Consider the following 20670-nt stretch of genomic DNA (forward strand, 5'->3'; position numbering starts at 1 on the left):
TCAGGGTTTATCAATGGCGAACTGATAGCGCTACCAGATACGCTTACCGGATAGTCGGAAGCCGCGCTCAGGAGGGGATTCTCAGATGGTCGATTCTCGTATCCAGTCTTTCCGCATGGCGCTCTGTGCAGCGTCGGCCTTCGGAGCGCTCACGCTGGCGCAGGCTGCGTTCGCCCAGGACAGCGCGCCGCCGGCCGCCGCCGTTCCGCAGAATGATGACGTTGCCGATATCGTTGTGACCGGTATCCGGGGTAGCTTGCAAAGCGCCACCAATGCCAAGAAAAATGCCGTCGCTTTCGGCGACTCCATCTTTGCCGAGGATATCGGCAAACTGCCCGCCACCAACCTTGCCGAAACGCTGAACCGCATGCCGGGCGTGCGTCTGCGCCGCGACAATAATGGCGAAGGCACCCAGGTCGCGATCCGTGGCCTTGGCCCCAGCTTCACGCGCGTCCTGCTGAACGGCTCTCAGATCCAGGTGGCATCGGACGGCGGCACCAACGGCGGCAGCGCCAACCGCGAAGTCGACCTCGACTTCTTCCCCTCCGAACTCTTCACCCGCCTCGACCTTGCCAAGACCCCGTCGCCCTCGACGCTGGAAGGTGGCATTGCGGGCACCGTCAACCTGCGCAACGCCCGTCCGTTCGACAAGCCGGGCACCCATGTCACCGTCGTCGCCCAGGGCCAATATACCGACGCCAATGACAAGATCAGTCCGCGCGGTGCGATCGTGGCCAGCCATACCACCGATACGTTCGGCATTCTGGTCGGCGTCGCGGGTGTCAAGACCAAGACCCGCATCGACGGTTTCGAAACGGTCGGCTGGACCGACGGCAATCTGGGTGCTGTCAACGGCGTTCCCGATGCGGGCGGCAACAATTTCTCCTGGGCCTCGGTCGTTCCCGCCAATGCCGGTCACGGCCTGATCGCCGGGCAGCCCGTCGATGTCGTCGCCACATCGGGCCTGACGCGTTCGCAGCTCAGCACCGCGCTGCTCCCCCGCCTTGGCCGCAATAGCCTTACCACCGGTGATCGTTCGCGCATTTCGGCGCTGGCCTCGCTGGAATGGCGGCCCAGCGATGAGTTGCACTTCGCCCTCGACGCCATCTGGGCCAAGTCGAAGCGCGATTATACCAAGGTCAACATGAACTGGCAGGTCCGCAATTCCGGCCCCGGCACCAGTGCGCAGTCGACCGGCGGCATGATTCCGATCGACCTGACCGTCGACGACAATGATGTCGTCACCAGCGGCACCTTCGCCAACTCTTCCTTCTTCCTGGAGGCGAGCCTGTTCAAGCAGACGACGAAGTTCTGGAACATCAACCCCAGCGTCAGCTGGCAACCGGCCGACAATCTGAAGATCGATCTCAGCGCCAATTATTCCAAGAGCCGCTTCTTCCGCGAACAGCCGACCTGGGCGTTCCAGACCACGCCGAATTCGGGTGTCGACGTCTATTATGACAATACAGGTGGCGACTATCCGTCCATCACCACCAATCTCGACCTCAACGATCCCAATAATGGCAGCTGGCAATGGTATCGCCAGAACGTCCAGCTCGTCCGCCGCAAGACCGAGACCAAGGGTGCGCATTTTGACGTCACCTATGGCGACGACAATCTCAATGTGAAGGTGGGCGCCGCCTATGACCAGGCGACCCGCTCGATCCGCGCCTACGACAACAGCACCGCCTATCAGCTTTCTGTCTGCGGGACGGGCTGCACCGGCGCCACCGGTTCCATCCCCAACAGCCAGATCGCCCAATATCTAAGGGCCTTCCCCGTCGGCAATTTCGGTCATCTCGCCAGCGGCAACATTGGCTACACGTCCTTCGTCGTTCCCGATTTCGATGCGATCAAGTCGGCCACCAACTATGAAAGCTATCGCGACTCCGCACCGGAAACCCGGGGCGCGGTGACCGGCGGCGCGACGGGCGACATGGACGAGAAGGTCTGGGGCGCCTATTTCGAGATCAACGGCGTCACCCAGATTGCGGGACGCGACCTGCATGTGAACGCGGGCATGCGCTACGCCCATACGGGACAGCGGGTTGTCGGGCCGAGCCAGGTCGGCACGACCATCGTCGATATCGAAGCGAACTCGAAATATGACAATTTCCTGCCGTCGATCAACCTGACCTATGACATTGCCGATAATGTGAAGCTGCGCGCGTCGGCGTCGCGGACGATGACCCGGCCGGACGCCGGCCTGATCCTCCCCGGCATCACCTTCTCCGATCCGTCGGCGCTGGTCGCCAATGCCGGCAATCCGGGCCTCAAGCCCTATACGTCGGACAATTACGATATCGGTGGCGAATATTATACCGGCGGCATCGGTTATGTCGGCCTGTCGGCCTTCATGAAGAATGTCCAGGGCTTCACCGTGATCCAGCCGACACGGGCGACCTTCGGATCGCTGAACATTCCCTTCAGCACCCTGATCTCGACCCAGCAGAACGCGTTGAATGATCGGGCGGCCGCGACAGGCGTGGCGGTCGACGATCTGCCGATCACCGTGCAACGGCCGATCAACCTCAGCGATCTCAAGATCAAGGGGGTCGAGGCGACCTGGGTGCAGCCGCTCGACTTCCTGGTGAAGGGCCTCGGCTTTTCCGCCAACGGCACCTATCTCAAACAGTCCTCATCCTCAGGCCTGGTCGCGGAAGGTGTTTCGAAATGGTCCTATAATCTTCAGGGCTTCTATGAAGATCATGGCCTGTCGGTCAGCCTGAACTATGTCTGGAACGGCAAGTCGATCGCCCAGAACGGTCCGCAGAACGGCATCACCGGCGCCGATCTGAAGGCCGATGCCCGTGGTCAGCTCGACATGTCGGCGGGCTATCAACTGCCCTTCCTGGGCAAGGCGATGCGCCTGACATTGGACGTACTCAACATCACCAACGAACCGATCCGGACTACCTTCGAATATGATAATGCCGCCTATTCGGTCTATTATCCGGGCCGGACGGTGATGGCGGGTATCCGCGCCAACTTCTGATCCTCCCCCCAGGGACCTGAGGGCCGGTTGGAAGACCGGCCCTCTTTTCTTTTGTTCAGGGATATGGACCCATGCGATTGCATCTGACCCATTGCCTCCTGCCGCTGGCTGCTTTCGTGACGACACCAGCCCTTGCCGCGCCTTGCACCGGCCAATGGGTCGCCGCCTGGACCTCCGCACAGATGGTGCCGACCGGGGATAATGCGCTGGCGCCGGGCATGTTGGCCGATGCCACGTTGCGGCAGATCGTCCGACCCTCCGTCGCGGGGAGCCAGGTGCGGGTGCGTCTTTCCAATCTCGCGGGCACCAGTGCTTTGCACGTCGAAGGTGCCAGCCTGGCGCGCGCATTGCGGCCGGGCGCGGCTGCGGTCGACGGCAGGACCATCGTCCCGCTCCGCTTCGACGGGCATGCCGATGTCGTGATACCGGCGGGCGCGGATTATCTCTCCGATCCTGTAGTGCTGCCGGTCAAGGCCTTTGACGATCTGGCGGTCAGCATCCGCTATGGCGAGGAGCCGTCGGTGCAGACCTCCCATCCTGGATCGCGGGCAACATCCTGGTTGCTCAAGGGCGACCATCTGGCCGATGCCGGTATGGCGGGCGCGCAGCCGGTGGAGCATTGGTTCTCCCTCGCCGCACTGGAGGTCGAGCGTTGCACCCTGACTCAGGTGATCGTCGCGCTGGGCGATTCGATCACGGACGGGCGCGGCGCGACCACGGACGGCAATGATCGCTGGACCGACAATCTCGCGCGGCGGCTTCAGGCCGATCCGAAACGGAGACATATGGCGATCGTCAATCAGGGGATAGGCGGCAACCGCCTGCTCCAGGACGGGCTCGGCCCCAATGCGCTGGCCCGGCTAGACCGGGACGTGCTGGCGCAGCCGGGCGTGCGCGCCTTGATCCTGCTGGAGGGTATCAACGACATCGGGACGCTGACCCGCGAGGCGCCGGCCAGCGCCGCCGATCATGCCGAACTGGTGAAACGGATGACCGGCGCCTATCGTCAGATCATCGCGCGGGCGCGGTCCAGGGGGATCAAGGTCATCGGGGGAACCATCCTGCCTTTTGCAGGCAACGGCTATTATCACCCGGACGCAGCCAATGAGGCGGACCGGCAGGTCGTGAACCAATGGATCAGGACGCCGGGCCATTTCGACGCGGTGATCGATTTCGACCGTGCCCTGCGGGACCCGGCCTGGCCCGATCGCCTGCTGTCCCGCTATGATTCCGGTGATGGTCTGCATCCCTCGCCCGCCGGTTATCGCGCCATGGCGGACGCCATTCCGCTCGGCCTCTTCCCATAGCGGACCGGTCAGCCGCTTGGAATCCCGACTAAATTTATTCAAATCGGTGCAATGGCGGCATTGCTCATCTTTTCAGGCGGGTGAATTTCGGGTTATGTATCACTCCTGATCCTTGGCTTTGTCCCTTGAAGGGGCGGCATGATTGCCTGGCCAGGAACAGGAAAGGAGACGAACGTGCCCTTGCCCGACCATTCCGGACATGAGCCGCAGGCAGGTAAAGCCTCCACTGGCCTGCAAACGCCGCGCGAAACGCGCGTCACGACGATCCTTCTGATCGGCAAGTTGATGAGCCGCCATGGCGAAGCGCTGTGCCGCATCCGCAACCTGTCGAGCGGCGGCCTGATGGCGGAGGTCCATGTGCCGTTGCACGAGGATGACCCGGTCCAGATCGAGCTCAAGGCCGGTGACCAGTTGGCGGGCAGCGTCCGCTGGACCCGTGAGGGGAGGCTGGGCATCGCCTTCGACGAACCGATCGACGTGGCGGCGATGCTGGCGCGGGCGACGGTCAAGACCGCTGCGCAGGGCCTGGTGCGGGCGCCGCGCTTTGCCGTGGATTGTCTCGCCGAACTGCGCAGTGACGGGCGTCGCCATACGGGCCGGCTCGTCAATCTGTCGCAGGGCGGTGCGCGGGTCGAAGCGGATTTCGAGCCGGAAGAGGCCAAATTGCTGATCCTCGCCATTCCCGGTCTGCCGGAACGGCGGGGTGCCGTCCGCTGGGTGGGTAACGGCGCGATCGGCCTGTCTTTCCTGGAGCCGTTGGCTTTCGAGGAACTCGGCCTCTGGCTGGTGGAGCAGCAGGGGAAGGTGTGAAAGGCCCGGGCCGGAATGCCGGTCAGGGTTCGTGCGGCGGGTCATTCGCGCGCCCAGTCTCATTTACCGTCAATAGGCGACGAACAGATCGATGTCGTCGGGTTCACCCACACGCCGCGCGACCACCGTGCCGGCCAATCGTTCCAGCGCGATCGTCAGGCGTGTCGGGCCGACCGGCAGATTGTGCAACATCAGGTCGTTGAGGAAATCGGGCAGCTCCGGATTTTCCAGCTTCACCTTGCGCGCCGCGGCATCGATGCGCAGGCCGAGGCAGGACTGGATCAGCGACAGCGGCGTCGCGGCCGACCAGGCCTGCGGGCTGCACGCCACGGGGTAGAAGGTCGGCCCCTGCGAGCGGCGTCGCGGAAAGCCGCAGAACAGTTCGGGCAGGCGCATCAGGTCGACATAGGTGGCCGCTGCGAACAGCCCCTCGAATATCTGCCGTGCCTCGCGCCGGTAGCCATAACGGGAAAATCCGGCGGCTATCAGGGCGTTGTCGTGTGGCCAGATCGAGCCGTTATGATAGCTCATCGGATTGTAGCGGGCTTCGGTGGAGGCGATGGTCCTGACCCCCCAGCCGGAAAAGGAAGCAGGCGCCATCAGCGTGCGCACCACGCTTTCCGTCCTTTCCTCAAGGGCGAGACCGGTGAAGAGCACATGTCCGGCATTGGAGGAACGGACCCGGCATCGGCGTTTCCCGCCATCCAGCGCCAGGACATAGGTGCCGAGCTCCGCGTCGAAAAAGGCGGCGTCGAAGTGGTCGCGCAAGCCAGCCGCCCGGTCCGCGAAAAGCGATGCTTTCGTCTCGTCCCCCCATGCCGCGAACAGAACAGCCGCACTGGTCCAGGCGCCGTGGACATAGGCCTGGACCTCCGCAAGCGCGATCGGACCCTGGGCGATGGTGCCGTCGGCGTGGAAAACGGAATCATGGCTGTCCTTCCAGCCCTGATTGACCAGCCCCTGGTCGGTGAAGCGGCCATATTCGACGAAACCGTCCTGGTCCCGGTCGCCATGCCGGTCGATCCAGTCGAGCGCCGCCAGGATATTCGGCCTGATCCCGTCCAGGAAGGCGAGGTCGCCCGTGCGCTGGAGATAGGCGCCGGCGAGCATGATGAAGAGTGGGGTGGAATCGATGCTGCCGTAATAATGGCGAAAGGGGACTTCGCCCAGTTCCGCCATTTCGCCATGCCGGACTTCGTGCAGTATCTTGCCCGGTTCGGCATCGGAGGCGGCGTCGAAGGCGGTCGCCTGATGCGCGGCCAGATAGCCCAGCACGGCCCGGCTGATGTCGGGGTCCAGCCAGAGTGTCTGCAACGCGGTGATGATGGCGTCCCTGCCGAAGACGGTGCTGAACCAGGGTATGCCCGCATAGGGATAGGGGCCGAATGGTGTATTGGTCGACAGCATGGCGATGTCCGCCCCTGACCGGCGCGTGACTTCGTTGAATAATTGGTTGCTGGAGCCGACGGAGCCGCCGCGCATGCGCGTCGCGCGATCCTCCTGCATCTTGCCCCGCAGGGCCTGAAGAAATTGCTTGGGAAGTTGGGCGACGGGCGGGCTGCCTTCGCAGCAGAGCCGCATGAAGATCGCGCAGCGCTGTCCCGGCAGCAGCGAAATGTCGAAATCCGCGGCGCTTTCCGACAGATTGCGAGGGACAGGATCGAACTGGAGCAAGGTCTGCCGCTCGCATTCATCCCGGCCCAGATAACGCAGCCGTACCTCGGCCGTTCCGATTTCGGGTTCAAGCATCGCGCCACGGCGCAGGCGCGTCGTGCCGCGAATTTCGAACAGATCGGCAAAGTCGGCGGCAAAGGCAATGGCGACCCCGATGCGCCGTTCCTCCTTGTCGAAATTGCGGATCGTGATCCGTTCGTAGACTGCGTCATTCCACAGAAAACGCGTCCTGCGCAGGTGGATGAGATCATGTTCCACCGCGACCCGGCCGTCATCGCCGATGAAATCGGGATTGGCGAGATCGCAGATCAGCAGGCTGTTATCGTCCCGCAGCGCCGAACTCAGCAGGATCGGCCGCATCCCGTTCACCGTCAGATACAGATGCGAGAGGTGACGCGTGTCGCGGAAATAGAGACCCTCCGGACTGCCGGCACCGGCTATGGCGTCGCCACTATGGTCAAACACGGCGAAACTGTCGCCATGCTTGAGCGTGCGGGGACGGCGCTCATGCAGGGAGGCGGTCGCGGGGATGAAGAACTGCGTCTGTGCCTTCGACAGGTTCGGTGCCGGTCCGATGCCGGGCGCCTGCGTATCGGTTGATGGGGCTTGCTGCGTTACCGACATGGCTACTCCCTCATGCGACGACCTGGAGTCCGGCTCCTTCCCCTCGTTCCCTGCGCAACCGCGCCGCATCGGTCCTTGCGCCAGGAAGATCATGATAGAGCGCGACATAATCGGCCGCCATCCGTTCGGCCGTGAAGCGTGCGTCAAATGCGGCGCGCACAATGGCGCGGTCGAGTTTGGGCAGGTCTGCCACCGCTGCGACGGCCTCGTCCTCGCTCTCGACGATGAAGCCGGACACCCCATGGTCGATCACTTCGGGAACCGAACCGCAGCGGAAGGCAATGGTCGGCGTGGCGCAGGCCATGGCTTCGATCATCACCAGGCCAAAGGGTTCGGGCCAATCGATCGGGAAGAGCAGTGCACTTGCCCGTCCCAGGAAATCCGCTTTCTGCGCCTCATTGATCTCCCCGATGAAGCGGACATTGGGGTATTGCTCGATCAGCGGCGCGATGTCGCTTTCCCAATAAGCGCGGTCGACGGCATCCACCTTTGCGGCGATGCGCAGCGGCATGCCCGACCGCGCGGCGATGCGGATAGCACGATCGGGACGCTTTTCCGGTGAAATCCGGCCGAGAAAGGCAAGATAGCCGTCCTCCGCCTGGAATCGTGGCGATAGCAGCCCTGCGGGCAGGCCATGATAGACCGTGCCTGCCCAGTTGACGGGGGGCATGGGCAGCCGCTGATGGTCCGAAATCGACACCAGGCTGTTATCGGCGAAAGTCCTGTAAAAAGGAGGCAGGTCGGGCAGATCGAGCCGGCCGTGCAGGGTCGTGATGGTGCGACCCGCAAAATCCTGTGTCATGGGGTGATGCAGCAGGTCTATATGGAAATGCAGCGCATCGAACTCGTCGGCGCGCCGCCGCACCTCTTCCAGCAGCATCATGTGATAGGGAATGGGGTCGACCACCCTCGGGTTCAGGCGCAGTGCCTTTTCGGTAATCGGAACCAACTCCGCGCTCGTGCGGGAATCGCCACTGGCGAAGAGGGTCACGTCATGACCTTGCCGGACCAGTTCTTCCGTCAGATAGGAAACGATGCGTTCGGTTCCGCCATAGAGCAAGGGCGGGACGCTTTCGGCTAACGGCGCGATTTGGGCGATCTTCATGCGCTTTCCTCTCCTACGCACACCACCGAGGAGGGTGATAGCATGGACAGAAAGCCTGAAAGGCTCCGGCGGTTGCGAGAGAGACAGGCTACTCTTTTGCCTTATATCATCTATCTATTTGTTATATATTTCTTTTTTAAACGCGCCATTGATCCCGGTTAATATTATTTCCTTCAGTTCAGCGAAAAAAGAAGAACCAGATCAAAATGACCAGCGGCAAAGGAACGCCCAGCAACCACAGCAAGCAACCTCTTCCCATGGGAAACCTCCTATTCAGTCCTGGCTAAGCCAACGCGCGGGGGATAGGGGCGTTCCACTCCTGTAAATGGAATCAAAACTGGAAACCGAGTGTTTCTCATTTCGCAATTGCAGCATTCATGTTGCAGTGCAATAAGGGACCTGCCTTTCAGGCATCCTCTCCTAAAACTTTCAAAGGCCGGTCAACTGATCGGCCTTTTTTTTAACTTTCGTCAATCGAACCGTTATGCCGCCACCCGTTCGAGCAGGAGAAAGGGCCAGGCGGTCGACGATCCACATCGCCGCCGCCATCGCAGTCCCTTGTTCTTATGCCATCGTCGGAATGACGAAGCTTTGATCGATCACTGCCCCGCCGGTCGGCCAGCGCTGGGTGATCTTCTTGGTGCGGGTGTAGAAGCGCACGCCGTCCATGCCATATTGGTCGAGATCGCCGAAGCCCGACCGTTTCCAGCCGCCAAAGCTGTGATAGGCGACCGGCACAGGGATGGGCACGTTGATGCCGACCATGCCAACCTCGACATTGGCGGCGAACCTGCGGGCATAGTCGCCATTGCGGGTGAAGATGGCGACGCCATTGCCATATTGATGCTTGGAGGGATAGCTCAGCGCTTCCTCGAAGGTCTTGGCGCGCAGGATCTGGAGCACCGGGCCGAAAATCTCGTCCTGGTAGCTTTTCATCTGCGGCGTCACCCGGTCGATCAGCGTCGGGGCGAGGTAGAAGCCCTCCTCATAGCCCTGGAGCGAGAAGCCGCGGCCGTCGACGACGATTTCGGCGCCCTCGTCCGCCGCCATCTGGATATAGCTTTCCACGCGGGCCTTGTGCTGGCCGGTGACGAGCGGGCCATATTGGGCGTCGGGGTCGGTCGGAATGCCGGGGCGAAGCGTTTCGATGGCGCTGACCAGCTTGGCGCGGAAGGCGTCCGCCGTGGCTTCGCCGACCGGCACCACCACCGGCAGCGCCATGCAGCGCTCGCCCGCCGAGCCGTAGGCCGCGCCGACAATGTCCGCGACTGCCTGGTCCATGTCGGCGTCGGGCAGGATGATGCCGTGATTCTTCGCGCCGCCCATCGCCTGGACCCGCTTGCCGTTCTGGGCGCCGCGGGCATAGACGTAATTGGCGATGTCGGACGAACCGACGAAGCTGACCGCCTTGATATCGGGATGGTCGAGAATGGCGTCGACGATTTCCTTGTCGCCATGGACGACGTTCAGGATGCCGGCGGGCAGGCCCGCTTCCATTGCCAGTTCAGCGAGGCGGACGGGGACGGAGGGATCGCGCTCCGAAGGCTTCAGGATGAAGGCATTGCCGCAGGCGATCGCCATGGCGCTCATCCACAGCGGGATCATCGCGGGGAAATTGAACGGGGTGATGCCCGCGACGATGCCGAGCGGCTGGCGCATCGAATAGACGTCGATGCCGGGACCGGCGCCTTCGGTATATTCGCCCTTCAACAGATGCGGGATGCCGCAGGCGAATTCGACGACTTCCAGACCGCGCTGGATATCGCCCCTGGCGTCTGCCAGCACCTTGCCATGTTCGGAGGAGAGCAGGTGGGCGAGTTCGTCCATATTCTGCTCGATCAGTTCCTTGAAGCGGAACATCACGCGGGCGCGGCGCTGCGGGTTGGTCGCGGCCCATTGGGGCTGGGCTTCCAGGGCGGAGTCGACGGCCTTCTGGAGATGGGCGGGGGTGGCGAGTTCGACCTGCGCCTGTACGGCGCCGGTGGCGGGGTCGAGGACGTCGGACAGGCGCGCGCCGGGCAGGGGGGCGGCGACTCCATGAATGTAATGAGTAATTGAACGCATATTCCCGTCCTCTCCTAGTGATGGGGTATGGGCGATGGGGTGTGGGGTACGATCGTCGTTCTACGCCTGTTGGCTTTGCAGATATACAGATATGATGGCACATTGGTTGTGCATGAATGCAGGTGCTGTCACGGTCTCGTCATGGCAGTGACTTGCTTTGGTCAAGCGGATCACATCGCAGTGCAACATCGCGCGGTTAGGGCGTCCCCGATCACCGGTCCGAAAAGGGGGACTCAAGACCCATGCGTATCTCCACCGTCCTGTTGATGGCATCCACCGCCGTCATTGCCCTGCCAGCCTTCGCCCAGGAGCCCGCGCCTGCCGCCGATGCCGCGGCGGAGGGCGCCAACATCATCGTCTACGGTCGGGGCGAAACCCGGCAGGTGCAGGAAATCACCAACAGGGACATCGTCGCCCTGACGCCGGGCACCAATGCGCTGAAGGCCATCGAAAAGCTGCCCAGCGTCAATTTCCAGTCGGCGGACCCGTTCGGCAATTATGAATGGTCGCAGCGCGTCACCATCCGCAGCTTCAACCAGAACCAGCTCGGCTTCACCTTCGACGGTATTCCGCTGGGCGACATGAGTTATGGCAATCATAACGGCCTGCACATCACCCGCGCGATCAGCTCCGAAAATATCGGCAGCGTGCGGGTGTCGCAGGGGGCCGGGTCGATCGGCACCCAGGCGACCAATGCGCTGGGCGGAACGGTGGAGACCTTCTCCGCCGATCCGGCCGATTATCTGACTGGCGGCGCGCTCGCCGGACAGGGCGACCTCACCTATGGCAGCGACGAGACCTGGCGCGCCTTCGCCCGCCTCGCGCTGGGCAGCCGCGACGGCATTCGCGGCTATGTCTCCTACGGCTATGGTTCGACCGACAAATATAAGGGCCAGGGCACGCAGGACCAGCATATGGGCAATGCCAAGGTCGTGATCCCCGTCGGTGACGTGACGGTCGACGGCTGGCTCAGCTATTCCGACCGGCGCGAGCAGGATTATCAGGACATGTCGATGTCGATGATCCGGCGGCTGGGCTGGGATTGGGACAATACATATCCCGACTATGCCCGCGCCATCGACTATGCCAGCCGCCTCAACGACGTCGATCTGGTCAGCAACAGCGGCGGCTCGCCCTTCCCCGACGGCCGCTACGACTATAGCGGCGCGCCTGTCGGCAGTCAGGTCTATCCCGGCAACGTCACCAGCGCGGACGACGCCTATTATGACGCGTCGGGCCTGCGCAAGGACTGGCTGGGCGCGATCGGCGTTTCCGCGCCGCTGGGCGAACATGCCAGCTTCAAGCTGAAGGGCTATTATCACAACAATAAGGGCATGGGCCTGTGGGCGACGCCCTATACCCCCAGCCCCAACGGCGTTCCCATGTCGGTGCGCACCACCGAATATCGGATGGACCGGATCGGCGTGTTCGGCAGCGTCGACTTTGCGCTCGGCATCCAGAATTTCACGGTCGGCGGCTGGTATGAGAATAACAAGTTCAACCAGGCCCGCCGCTTCTACGCCTTCGCCAGCCGGACCGAGCCGGGCCTGAGCTTCCGCGACTATCCGAAGAATCCCTTCGCGACCCAGTGGGAGTTCGATTTCACCACCGACACGATCCAATATCATGTCCAGGACCAGATCGACTTCGGCATGGTGAAGATCAACCTGGGCTGGAAGGGGTTCAAGGTCACGAACGAGGCCGACGCCGTGGTCCAGGCGACCTTTCCCCAGGGCCGCATCAAGGCGGAGGACTGGTTCCAGCCCCATGCCGGTTTCGCGGTCGAACTGTCGCCCGAAGCTGAAGTCTTCGGCGGCTTCACCCAGGCGACCCGCGCCTTTGCCAGCGCCACGACGACCGGCCCCTTCTCCACCAACCAGAAGGGTTTCGACAAGATCAAGGGCAATCTGAAGCCGGAAGCGTCGGACACCTATGAACTGGGGCTGCGCTACAACACGCCGATTTTCAACGGCGTGCTGGGCGCCTATCTGGTCAACTTCCGCAACCGCCTGCTCGCGGTGCAGGTCGGCAGCCCGATCCAGGGCTTTGCATCGGCGTTGCAGAATGTCGGCAATGTCCGCGCCGTCGGCGTCGAGGCGGCGGGCGACCTGAAGCTGGGCGGTGGCTTCGGTCTTTATGCGTCCTACAGCTATACCGACGCCACCTATCGCGACGATGTGGTGGACGACAGCGGGGCGGTCGCGCCGATCAGGGGCAAGACCGTGGTGGACAGCCCGAAGCATATCGCCCGGGGCGAGATCAACTATGAGCATGAGGGCGCCTATGGCCGGATCGGCGTCAATTACATGTCGCGCCGCTATTACAGCTACACCAATGACGCGTCGGTGCCGGGCCGGGTGATCGTGGACGCGACCGTCGGCTATCATTTCAGCCCGAATCTGGAATTGCAGCTCAACGCCACCAACCTGCTCGACAAGCGCTATATCGGCACCATCGGGTCGGGCGGCTTCGGCAATAGCGGCGACGCCCAGACGCTGCTGGTCGGTGCCCCGTCGCAATTCTTCGTCACCCTCAAGGCGGGGTTCTGAGCCGATGATCAAGGCCGCGCTGCTGATGTTCGCCCTTGCCGCCCTTCCCGGCGCGGCTTCGGCGAACCCGGTCCTGCTGATTTCCATCGACGGGCTGCGGCCCGGCGATGTGATGGAGGCGGAACAGCGTGGCCTGGCCATCCCCCATCTGCGCCGGTTCGTGAAGGAGGGCGCCCATGCTTCCGGCGTGACGGGCGTGTTGCCGACCCTGACCTATCCCAGCCATGTGACGCTGATGACGGGCGTGGCCCCGGCGAAGCACGGTATCGTCGCCAATAACAGCTTCGATCCGATGCAGATCAACCAGGGGGGCTGGACCTGGTATGCGCGGGACATCCAGGTGCCGACCCTGTGGGAAGCGGCGACGAAGGCGGGACTTTCCACCGGCAACGTCCACTGGCCGGTCAGCGTCGCGGCGAAGGGCGTGACCTGGAACCTGCCGCAGATCTGGCGCACCGGCCATGGCGACGACGCGAAGCTGCTCGATGCGCTGGCGACGCCGGGGTTGAAGGCGGAACTGGAGCAGGCGGTGGGCATCCCCTATGCGATGGGGATCGACGAGAGCCTGCCGGGCGACGAGAATCGCGGGCGCTTCGCCGCCGCGCTGATCGCCGCGCACAAGCCCGATTTCCTGACCGTCTATCTGACCGCGCTCGACCATGAGCAGCATGGGAAGGGCCCCGGCACGCCGGAAGCGAAGGCGGTGCTGGAGCGGATCGACGCGATCGTCGGCGATCTGGTCGCGGCCGAGTCGAAGGCGCATCCCGACGCGGTCATCGCGGTGGTGAGCGACCATGGTTTCGAGGCGGCGCGGACCGGCATCAATGTCTTCCGGCCCTTCATCGATGCGGGGCTGATCACGCTGAACCCGGACGGCAAGGTCGCATCCTGGCGGGCGATGCCGTGGATTTCCGGCGGATCGGCGGCGATCATGCTGGCCGACCCCGCCGATCAGGCGCTGGTGGGGCAGGTGAGGGCGCTGCTCGACCGGCTCGCCGCCGATCCGGCCAACGGGATCGCCGCGATCGCCGATCGTGGGCGGATCGCCGCCATGGGGGGCAATCCGCAGGCGGCCTTCTACGTCGATCTGAAGCCCGGATTCGTCACCGACATCTTCCGGGGCGCCGCCGCCCCGATCGTCGCGCCTGCGCCGGTCAAGGGGATGCATGGCTATTTTCCCGGACCGGCGGCGCTGCAATCGACCTTCCTGATCCGGGGCGGCGGAGTGGCGGCGGGGCGTGACCTGGGCCAGATCGACATGCGGTCCATCGCGCCGACGCTGGCGGCGATCATGGGCGCGAAGCTGCCCGACGCGGAGAGGCCGCCGATTTCCCTGGCCCCCTGATTCCCCTTCAACCCCGCAAGTGGCGAAAAATTCACTTTCGCAAGCGGCCCGGACCTTGCAAAAGAAGCCTGCATGAGCGGGGGCGAAGAACTCGGCGTGGAAGCGCTTTACGGTTTGCACCAGGCCGAATTGCGCCGCCTGTTGTTGGCGCGCACCGGCGACCTGGGCGAGGCGGAGGATCTGCTTCAGGAATTGTGGGTGCGCGTGCGGCAGCGGCCGGCGGGCCCCGTGGCCAACGGCCGGGCCTATCTGTTCCGCATGGCGCAGAATATGATGGTGGATCGCCTGCGCGAGCGGCAGCGGCGCATGGCGCGCGACCGGCGCTGGGCGGACCAGGAGACGGATTTCGCCGCGCCCGGCATCGAGCCGGTCGACGGCCATGACAATGCCGAACAGCAGATGATCGCGCGGGAGGAGGTGGCCACGCTCACCTCCGCCATTGCCAACCTGCCCGGAGGCGCGCGCCGCGCCTTTGAACTGCACAAGCTGGAGGGATTGAGTCATGCCGAGGTGGCGGCTCGGCTCGGCATCAGCAAGAGCGGCGTCGAAAAGCACATGGCCGTTGCCATGAAATATTTGCGCCGTGCCCTGTCGGACTGGGGTAAGGGATGAAGGTTGCCGTCTTGTGAGCTGTGACAGGGAAGAAAGGGACTCGCCATGACGGCGCAGTCGGAGATTGACGAAGGTCTGATCGAACAGGCCCTGCATTGGCAGACGGCGCTGGAAAGCGACGATGCCGATTGGGACGGCTATATGTCCTGGCTGGAGGCGGACCCCCGGCATCGTGAGGCATTCGATGCGGTGGCGTTGGTATCGGCGGCTGTGGATGAGCATAAGGATGCGGTCCGGGCGCTGGTCGAGGCGCGGGCGGGCGCGCAGGACGGAACGGAAAGCCGTCGTCCGGGGCGCAAGATGTGGCTCTGGGGTAGCGGCGCGGCGGCCGCGTTGGCGCTGGTCGCCGCCGTGCCGATGCTGCGCGCGCCCGAAATGGCCGTGGACTATGCCGCTGATGCCGGGGCCAGCCGGTCGCTGGCGCTGGCAGGCGGGACCCATGTCATGCTTTCCCCCCAAAGCCGGATCGTCGTGCATGGCAAGGATGCGACACGCATCGAGATGGCCAGCGGCGAGGCCTATTTTTCGGTCAGGCATGATCCCGCGCGCAGCCTGACGGTGCAGGTCGGTTCCTATCGCATCACCGATATCGGCACGCGCTTTTCGGTCAATATTTCCGATGGCGGATTCCGGGTGGCCGTGTCGGAAGGGGCGGTCGGCGTTTCGTCCGAGGGGGCGGACGGCGAGGTCCGGGTCACGGCCGGGCATCAGCTGATGGCGCGGCAGGGCGACGCGCTGGCGCTGTCGCCGGTCGCGCCCGAGGAAATCGGCAGTTGGCGGCAGGGAAGGCTTTCTTACAGCAACGCGCCGCTTTCTCTCGTCGCGGCGGATATTTCCCGTTATTCGGGCAAGCGCATCATCGTCGATCCTGCGCTGGAGGCCAGTCATTTCTCGGGTACGCTTGTCATCGGTGACGGGTCGAGGCTGTTGGGCGATCTGGCCGGCGTCATGGATCTGTCGGTCCGTGCCGAAAATGGCGGTGTTCGCCTTGGCAGGGCTGGCGGCCGCTGAGGTCCCGGCGCAGGCGCGTGAGGCCAGTTACAATTTCGACCTGCCCGCCGGCCCGCTGACGGCCAGTATCGCTCGATTCTCTCAGATCACTGGCCTGTCGGTGGGCTATCCGGGCGACCTGCCCATGGTGATGGCGCGGCGCGTCAGCGGCACGTTCCCGGCGGAAAGTGCGCTGCGCAAGCTGCTTGACGGCACGCGGTTGCGGGCGGTGAAGGTGGGGCCGGGGCTGTATCGGCTCGAACGCAAGGCGAAGCGGGCGGATGTCGCGCCTGCCGCCGCGCCTCCGCCCGCCGCCGTCGCGGGTCCTGACATCATCGTCACCGGGCAGAAGCGGCAGCAGGCGCTGTCCGCCATCCCGCTGTCGGTGTCGGTGATGTCGGCGATCGACATGGGCAAGGCGGGGCGGTCGCTGGGTAGCCGGGACATGAGCCTGGACATGGAAGGGCTGGCCATGACCAACCTGGGTCCGGGCCGCAACCGGCAGTTCATCCGTGGCGTCGCCGATAGCCCCTTCAACGGCCAGAGCCAGGCCACCGTCGCGGTGCAGGTGGACGAGGCGCGCGTCACCTTCAACGCGCCCGACCCCGACCTGCGCCTGATCGACGTCGACCGGATCGAGATATTGAAGGGGCCGCAAGGGCCGCTTTACGGATCGGGCGCGCTGGGCGGCATCTATCATATCGTGACGCGCCGGCCCGATCCCACGGACAGCGAGGCTTGGGTCAGGCTGTCCGGATCGGCGGTGGAGCATGGCCGGCCGGGCCATGGCGTCGAAGCGATGCTGAACCTGCCGCTGGTGGGGGACCGGCTGGCGGTGAGGGCGGTGGGCTACGACTTTTTGGACGGCGGCTGGATCGACAGCGGCGGCGTGCGCAAGGACAGCAATTCGACTCATAGCGCAGGCCTGCGCCTTGCGGTGCGGTGGCAACCGTCGGATCGCTGGACCCTGGATGCGGGTTACTGGATGCAGAATATCGATTCGCGCGACAGCCAATATGTGACGGGAACCGACGACCGCCTCCGCCGCCAGAGTCGCATCGCGGAGCCGACGGACAATGATTTCAGGATGGCCCATGCCGCGATCACCGGCGAGTTGGGCGGGCTGGAACTGCTGTCGGCCACCAGCTATGTCGAGCAGCGCTTTTCCTACACGTTGGATGCCAGCGCGTCCGCGGCCTTTTTCGGGCTGACGGGTCAGGCGCGCTTTGACGATGCCCGCCGCTATTCGGTGCTGAATCAGGAGTTCCGCCTGTCCGAGGGCAGGAACAGCCGCTGGGTGGCGGGAGCTTCGATGCTGCGGGCGATGACCCGCGAACAGGGGGCGATGACGGGCGAGGACGGCATGTCCCGCAACGTGGAGGATTTGCGCCGCGTGGTCAGCGAATATGCGCTGTTCGGGGAGGGGAGCATCAGGCTGGCGCGCGGGTTGGACGCGACCCTGGGCATGAGGCTTTTCTATTCGCTGGCCAAGGATGATGCCAGGGCGGACAGGGCGGAGGCGGAGCGGCTGCGCAAGAGCAGGAAGTGGATCCTCTCGCCCAGCCTCGCCTTGTCCTATACGCTACCGGGCGAGGGGTTGCTGTTCCTTCGCTATGCGCGGGCGATGCGGCCGGGGGGGCTGGCACCCGCGGGGATGACGGCGTCGGGCCATTTCGACGCGGATGAACTGGGGACGTTCGACCTTGGCTATCGCAAGAGTTTTTGGGACAATCGGCTGTCGGTCTCGGCGGGCGCCTATTACACGCTGTGGGACGAGATCCAGTCGGACTATCTGCTGCGCAACGGACTGGTGTCGACGCGCAATGCCGGGCGTGGGCGGATCGTCGGGCTGGAAGGGTCGGCGGACTGGCGGATGGGCGGCGGTTTCGCGCTGTCGCTGGGCGGCTCGGTGCAGGATGCCAGGCTGCTGCGATCGGAGGCGGGGCAGAAGCTGGCGGACCGTCGGCTGCCGGTCGCGCCGGAGATCACGGGACGTGTCTCCTTGTCCCGCCATTACCGGATCGGGAGCTGGAACGGGCAGAGCGCGCTTCAGGCCAATTATATCGGCGATGCGCGCCTGTCCTTCGACGATGACCTGGACCGCGGCATGGGCGATTATACCGTGATGTCGGCCAGCAGTTCGGTCGAGCGCGGGCCATGGTCGCTGGCGGTTCGGATCGACAATCTGTTCGATGTGCGCGGGGACAGCTTTGCCTTCGGCAATCCCTTTTCGATCCGGGAGGCACCGCAATATACGCCGCTGGCGCCCCGGACGCTGACGCTTTCGCTCGCACGGCGGTGGTGAGGATGCTAGAGCGGCCTGACAGGGGACGATAATCGAATCATCGGGATGACATCATTGTCTCTGCACCTCCTCATCGTCGAAGATGACGACGCCCTGGCCGCGCAACTGGCCGAGCAATTGCACCAGTCCGGCCATGAAACGACGCTGGCCCAGGATGGCCGCCGGGCGATCGAACTGGTGGGGCAGAACCGGTTCGACCTCATCATCCTGGACCGCATCCTGCCGAAAATGGACGGCATCGCGGTCCTCAAGAGCCTGCGTGAGCATCAGATACTGACGCCGATCATCATGATGACGGCGCTGGGCCAGTCGCGCCAGAAGGTCGAGGGGCTGGAAGGGGGTGCCGACGATTATGTGGTGAAGCCGGTCGATCCGGCCGAACTCAACGCCCGGATCCACGCGCTGATGCGGGCGCGGGGCTGGACGGGGCGGGGGTCGGAGGAAACGCTGCGCGCGGGCGACCTGCTGGTCAGCCCGACCCGGCACAGCGCCTGGCGCAACGGCAAGGCGCTCAACCTCCAGAAGATCGAATTCAAGCTGCTGACCGAACTGGTCCGCAATGCCGGTACGACCGTGACGCGCAGCATGTTGCTGGAGCGGGTGTGGAATTATGATTTCGAACCGGCGACCAATATCGTGGAGGCCTATATCCGGCGGTTGCGGATCAAGCTGACCGAATATGGCGACGACGATCCGATCAAGACCATTCGCGGCGTCGGTTATATGTTGAGGGGATGATTTGAGGCTGCGATCGCTGCGGGCGCTGACGCTCGCCTTCCTTGCGGTGTTCCTCGGCGCCACGCTGGCCACGGCCTTCGGCATTTATTTCGCGACATTCCGGACGATCGACCATCTGGTCGAACAGCGTATCGCCAGCGCGAGCGCGGCGATCGCGCCGGAGGGGGAGAGAGCGCAGGCGCGGCGGATCGGCCTGCGGATCATGGCTGCGGCGCGGGAACGCGATACGGGCGACCTTGGCTTCATCCTGTTCGATCATGGCAGCCAGGTGGCGGGCAATGTCCGCGTGACCCGGCCCCTGCCATTGGGTCTGTCCCAGGTGGATGTGGCGGACCGGATCAAGGGGCTGAGCCACGGCAAGGTGCTGACCCGCGATCTGGGTGATGGCTTGCGGCTGGCCGTGATCGCGGAGACCGAGCCGTTCGACCATTATAATGCGGCGCGCAAGCGCATCTATCTGATCGGTTTCGGATCGATCATCGCCATCGCGCTGGCGGCGGCGACGACGTTCACCCTGATCGTGCGGCGCCGCATCACCGACATGCGCACGACGGTGGAGGCGATATTCGACGGCGACATGACGCAGCGTGTGCCGGTCGACGGATCGGGCACCGCCTTCGACCGGCAGGCCGTCGCCTTCAACCGGATGCTCGACCGGATCGGTGCGCTGATGGAGGAAATGGGGCATGTCACCAACGGCGTGGCGCATGAATTGCGCACGCCGTTGGCGCGGCTGCGCAACCAGTTGAGCCTGCTGGCCCGCGATCCGCAGGCGCAGGCGGTGCGGGACCGTATCGAGGATGCGCAGGCCGAGGCGGACCGGCTGCTGGGCCTGTTCGCCGCGCTGTTGCGGATCGCGGAGGTGGAGAGCGGGGCGCGCCGCGCCGATTTCGCGCCGGTCGATCTCAAGGCGCTGGTCGAGGATAGCGTCGAGGCGCTGGAACCCGTGATCGAGGAAAGCGGCCATCGCATCGCCGGGCTGGCGCTGGCGGAGGCGCGGATCGTGGGCGATGGCCAGTTGCTGACGCAGATGGTCGTCAATCTGGTCGAGAATATATTGCGGCACACGCCCGGCGGGACCGAGATCGGGATCACGCTGGAGGCCGGGGAAGGCGGGACGGTGCTGAGCGTCGCGGATGACGGCCCCGGCATCGCGGCGCAGGACAGGGCGAAGGCGCTGGACCGCTTTGGCCGCCTGTCGGGCGGGGGGCAGGTGAAGGGATATGGCTTCGGACTGCCGCTGGTCGCCGCGATCGCGCGGTTGCACGGCGGCACGCTGGAACTGGAGGATGCGCGGCCGGGCCTGCTGGCGCGGGTGATCCTGCCGGGGGCCTAGGGTCAGGACCCTAGACAGCGTGGACAAGTCCGGGATGTCTGGGAATGGCCAGTTGTGGTCATTCTCAGCCGTTAAGCGCATCGTGCTCCTGCGAAGGCAGGAGCCCAGTTCAAACGGTGCGATGATCCACAGACGGCGGGACTGGGCTCCTGCCTTCGCAGGAGCACGGTGTATTTCAAGGAAAGCAGGCGGTCCGCTTCCACCCCAATTACTCCG

At 64.3% G+C, this 20670-nt stretch carries 13 protein-coding genes; 10 read left to right on the forward strand and 3 right to left on the reverse strand.

Annotated features, from left to right (window positions below):
• The first annotated feature begins 85 nt into the window (after positions 1-85).
• The 3 genes from CAF53_RS17255 to CAF53_RS17265 all read left to right on the forward strand — a co-directional run bounded on the left by CAF53_RS17255 (position 86) and on the right by CAF53_RS17265 (position 5112).
• Positions 86-2995, forward strand: coding sequence for a TonB-dependent receptor (locus tag CAF53_RS17255; protein WP_100238994.1), 2910 nt, complete (start codon positions 86-88; stop codon positions 2993-2995).
• Positions 2996-3066: 71 nt separating this feature from the next.
• Positions 3067-4302: an SGNH/GDSL hydrolase family protein gene (locus CAF53_RS17260; RefSeq protein WP_100238995.1), complete on the forward strand. Its 1236-nt coding sequence runs from the start codon at positions 3067-3069 to the stop codon at positions 4300-4302.
• A 174-nt stretch (positions 4303-4476) separates the two neighbouring features.
• Entirely contained in the window at positions 4477-5112 is a 636-nt protein-coding gene (locus CAF53_RS17265; RefSeq protein WP_197707470.1) for a PilZ domain-containing protein, read from the forward strand.
• Between the two features lie 69 nt (positions 5113-5181).
• Here the strand turns inward: CAF53_RS17265 and CAF53_RS17270 are convergent, their stop codons facing one another.
• From CAF53_RS17270 to CAF53_RS17280, 3 genes are all read right to left on the reverse strand, one after another.
• On the reverse strand, positions 5182-7410 hold the full coding sequence (locus tag CAF53_RS17270; protein WP_100238997.1) for an amylo-alpha-1,6-glucosidase: 2229 nt from the start codon (positions 7408-7410) through the stop codon (positions 5182-5184).
• A 10-nt stretch (positions 7411-7420) separates the two neighbouring features.
• Positions 7421-8515: a glycosyltransferase family 4 protein gene (locus CAF53_RS17275; protein WP_100238998.1), complete on the reverse strand. Its 1095-nt coding sequence runs from the start codon at positions 8513-8515 to the stop codon at positions 7421-7423.
• 564 nt (positions 8516-9079) lie between these two features.
• On the reverse strand, positions 9080-10579 hold the full coding sequence (locus tag CAF53_RS17280) for a CoA-acylating methylmalonate-semialdehyde dehydrogenase (protein ID WP_100238999.1): 1500 nt from the start codon (positions 10577-10579) through the stop codon (positions 9080-9082).
• 242 nt (positions 10580-10821) lie between these two features.
• Here CAF53_RS17280 and CAF53_RS17285 point away from each other — a divergent pair, with 242 nt between their 5' ends.
• The 7 genes from CAF53_RS17285 (at position 10822) to CAF53_RS17315 (ending at position 20454) form a co-directional block, all read left to right on the forward strand.
• Positions 10822-13128, forward strand: coding sequence for a TonB-dependent receptor (locus tag CAF53_RS17285; protein ID WP_100239000.1), 2307 nt, complete (start codon positions 10822-10824; stop codon positions 13126-13128).
• A gap of 4 nt (positions 13129-13132) precedes the next feature.
• Positions 13133-14473 carry an ectonucleotide pyrophosphatase/phosphodiesterase gene (locus CAF53_RS17290; protein ID WP_100239001.1) on the forward strand — a complete coding sequence of 447 codons (1341 nt, stop codon included), beginning with the start codon at positions 13133-13135 and terminating at the stop codon, positions 14471-14473.
• A 72-nt stretch (positions 14474-14545) separates the two neighbouring features.
• The gene (locus CAF53_RS17295) at positions 14546-15085 is read left to right on the forward strand and encodes an RNA polymerase sigma factor (RefSeq protein ID WP_046763804.1); all 540 of its coding nucleotides are present in this window, start codon (positions 14546-14548) and stop codon (positions 15083-15085) included.
• Between the two features lie 45 nt (positions 15086-15130).
• Positions 15131-16096, forward strand: coding sequence for a FecR domain-containing protein (locus CAF53_RS17300; RefSeq protein WP_100239002.1), 966 nt, complete (start codon positions 15131-15133; stop codon positions 16094-16096).
• Positions 16059-18380 (forward strand): TonB-dependent receptor, encoded by a 2322-nt coding sequence (locus tag CAF53_RS17305; RefSeq protein WP_100239003.1) that lies wholly within the window; start codon positions 16059-16061, stop codon positions 18378-18380. The genes CAF53_RS17300 and CAF53_RS17305 overlap by 38 nt, the downstream gene beginning before the upstream one ends.
• A gap of 45 nt (positions 18381-18425) precedes the next feature.
• Positions 18426-19118, forward strand: coding sequence for a response regulator transcription factor (locus CAF53_RS17310; RefSeq protein ID WP_232307521.1), 693 nt, complete (start codon positions 18426-18428; stop codon positions 19116-19118).
• A 1-nt stretch (position 19119) separates the two neighbouring features.
• Positions 19120-20454 carry a HAMP domain-containing sensor histidine kinase gene (locus CAF53_RS17315; RefSeq protein ID WP_100239004.1) on the forward strand — a complete coding sequence of 445 codons (1335 nt, stop codon included), beginning with the start codon at positions 19120-19122 and terminating at the stop codon, positions 20452-20454.
• The last annotated feature ends 216 nt before the right edge of the window (positions 20455-20670 follow it).

The organism is Sphingobium sp. LB126 (assembly GCF_002795205.1).
Lineage (GTDB): Bacteria > Pseudomonadota > Alphaproteobacteria > Sphingomonadales > Sphingomonadaceae > Sphingobium > Sphingobium chungbukense.

Coding starts and splice junctions, on each gene's coding strand:
- CAF53_RS17310 (WP_232307521.1), top strand. CDS start 18,426: ATGACATCATTGTCTCTGCACCTCCTCATCGTCGAAGATGACGACGCC.
- CAF53_RS17290 (WP_100239001.1), top strand. CDS start 13,133: ATGATCAAGGCCGCGCTGCTGATGTTCGCCCTTGCCGCCCTTCCCGGC.
- CAF53_RS17300 (WP_100239002.1), top strand. CDS start 15,131: ATGACGGCGCAGTCGGAGATTGACGAAGGTCTGATCGAACAGGCCCTG.
- CAF53_RS17275 (WP_100238998.1), bottom strand. CDS start 8,515: ATGAAGATCGCCCAAATCGCGCCGTTAGCCGAAAGCGTCCCGCCCTTG.
- CAF53_RS17255 (WP_100238994.1), top strand. CDS start 86: ATGGTCGATTCTCGTATCCAGTCTTTCCGCATGGCGCTCTGTGCAGCG.
- CAF53_RS17260 (WP_100238995.1), top strand. CDS start 3,067: ATGCGATTGCATCTGACCCATTGCCTCCTGCCGCTGGCTGCTTTCGTG.
- CAF53_RS17270 (WP_100238997.1), bottom strand. CDS start 7,410: ATGTCGGTAACGCAGCAAGCCCCATCAACCGATACGCAGGCGCCCGGC.
- CAF53_RS17305 (WP_100239003.1), top strand. CDS start 16,059: ATGGCGGTGTTCGCCTTGGCAGGGCTGGCGGCCGCTGAGGTCCCGGCG.
- CAF53_RS17280 (WP_100238999.1), bottom strand. CDS start 10,579: ATGCGTTCAATTACTCATTACATTCATGGAGTCGCCGCCCCCCTGCCC.
- CAF53_RS17285 (WP_100239000.1), top strand. CDS start 10,822: ATGCGTATCTCCACCGTCCTGTTGATGGCATCCACCGCCGTCATTGCC.
- CAF53_RS17295 (WP_046763804.1), top strand. CDS start 14,546: ATGAGCGGGGGCGAAGAACTCGGCGTGGAAGCGCTTTACGGTTTGCAC.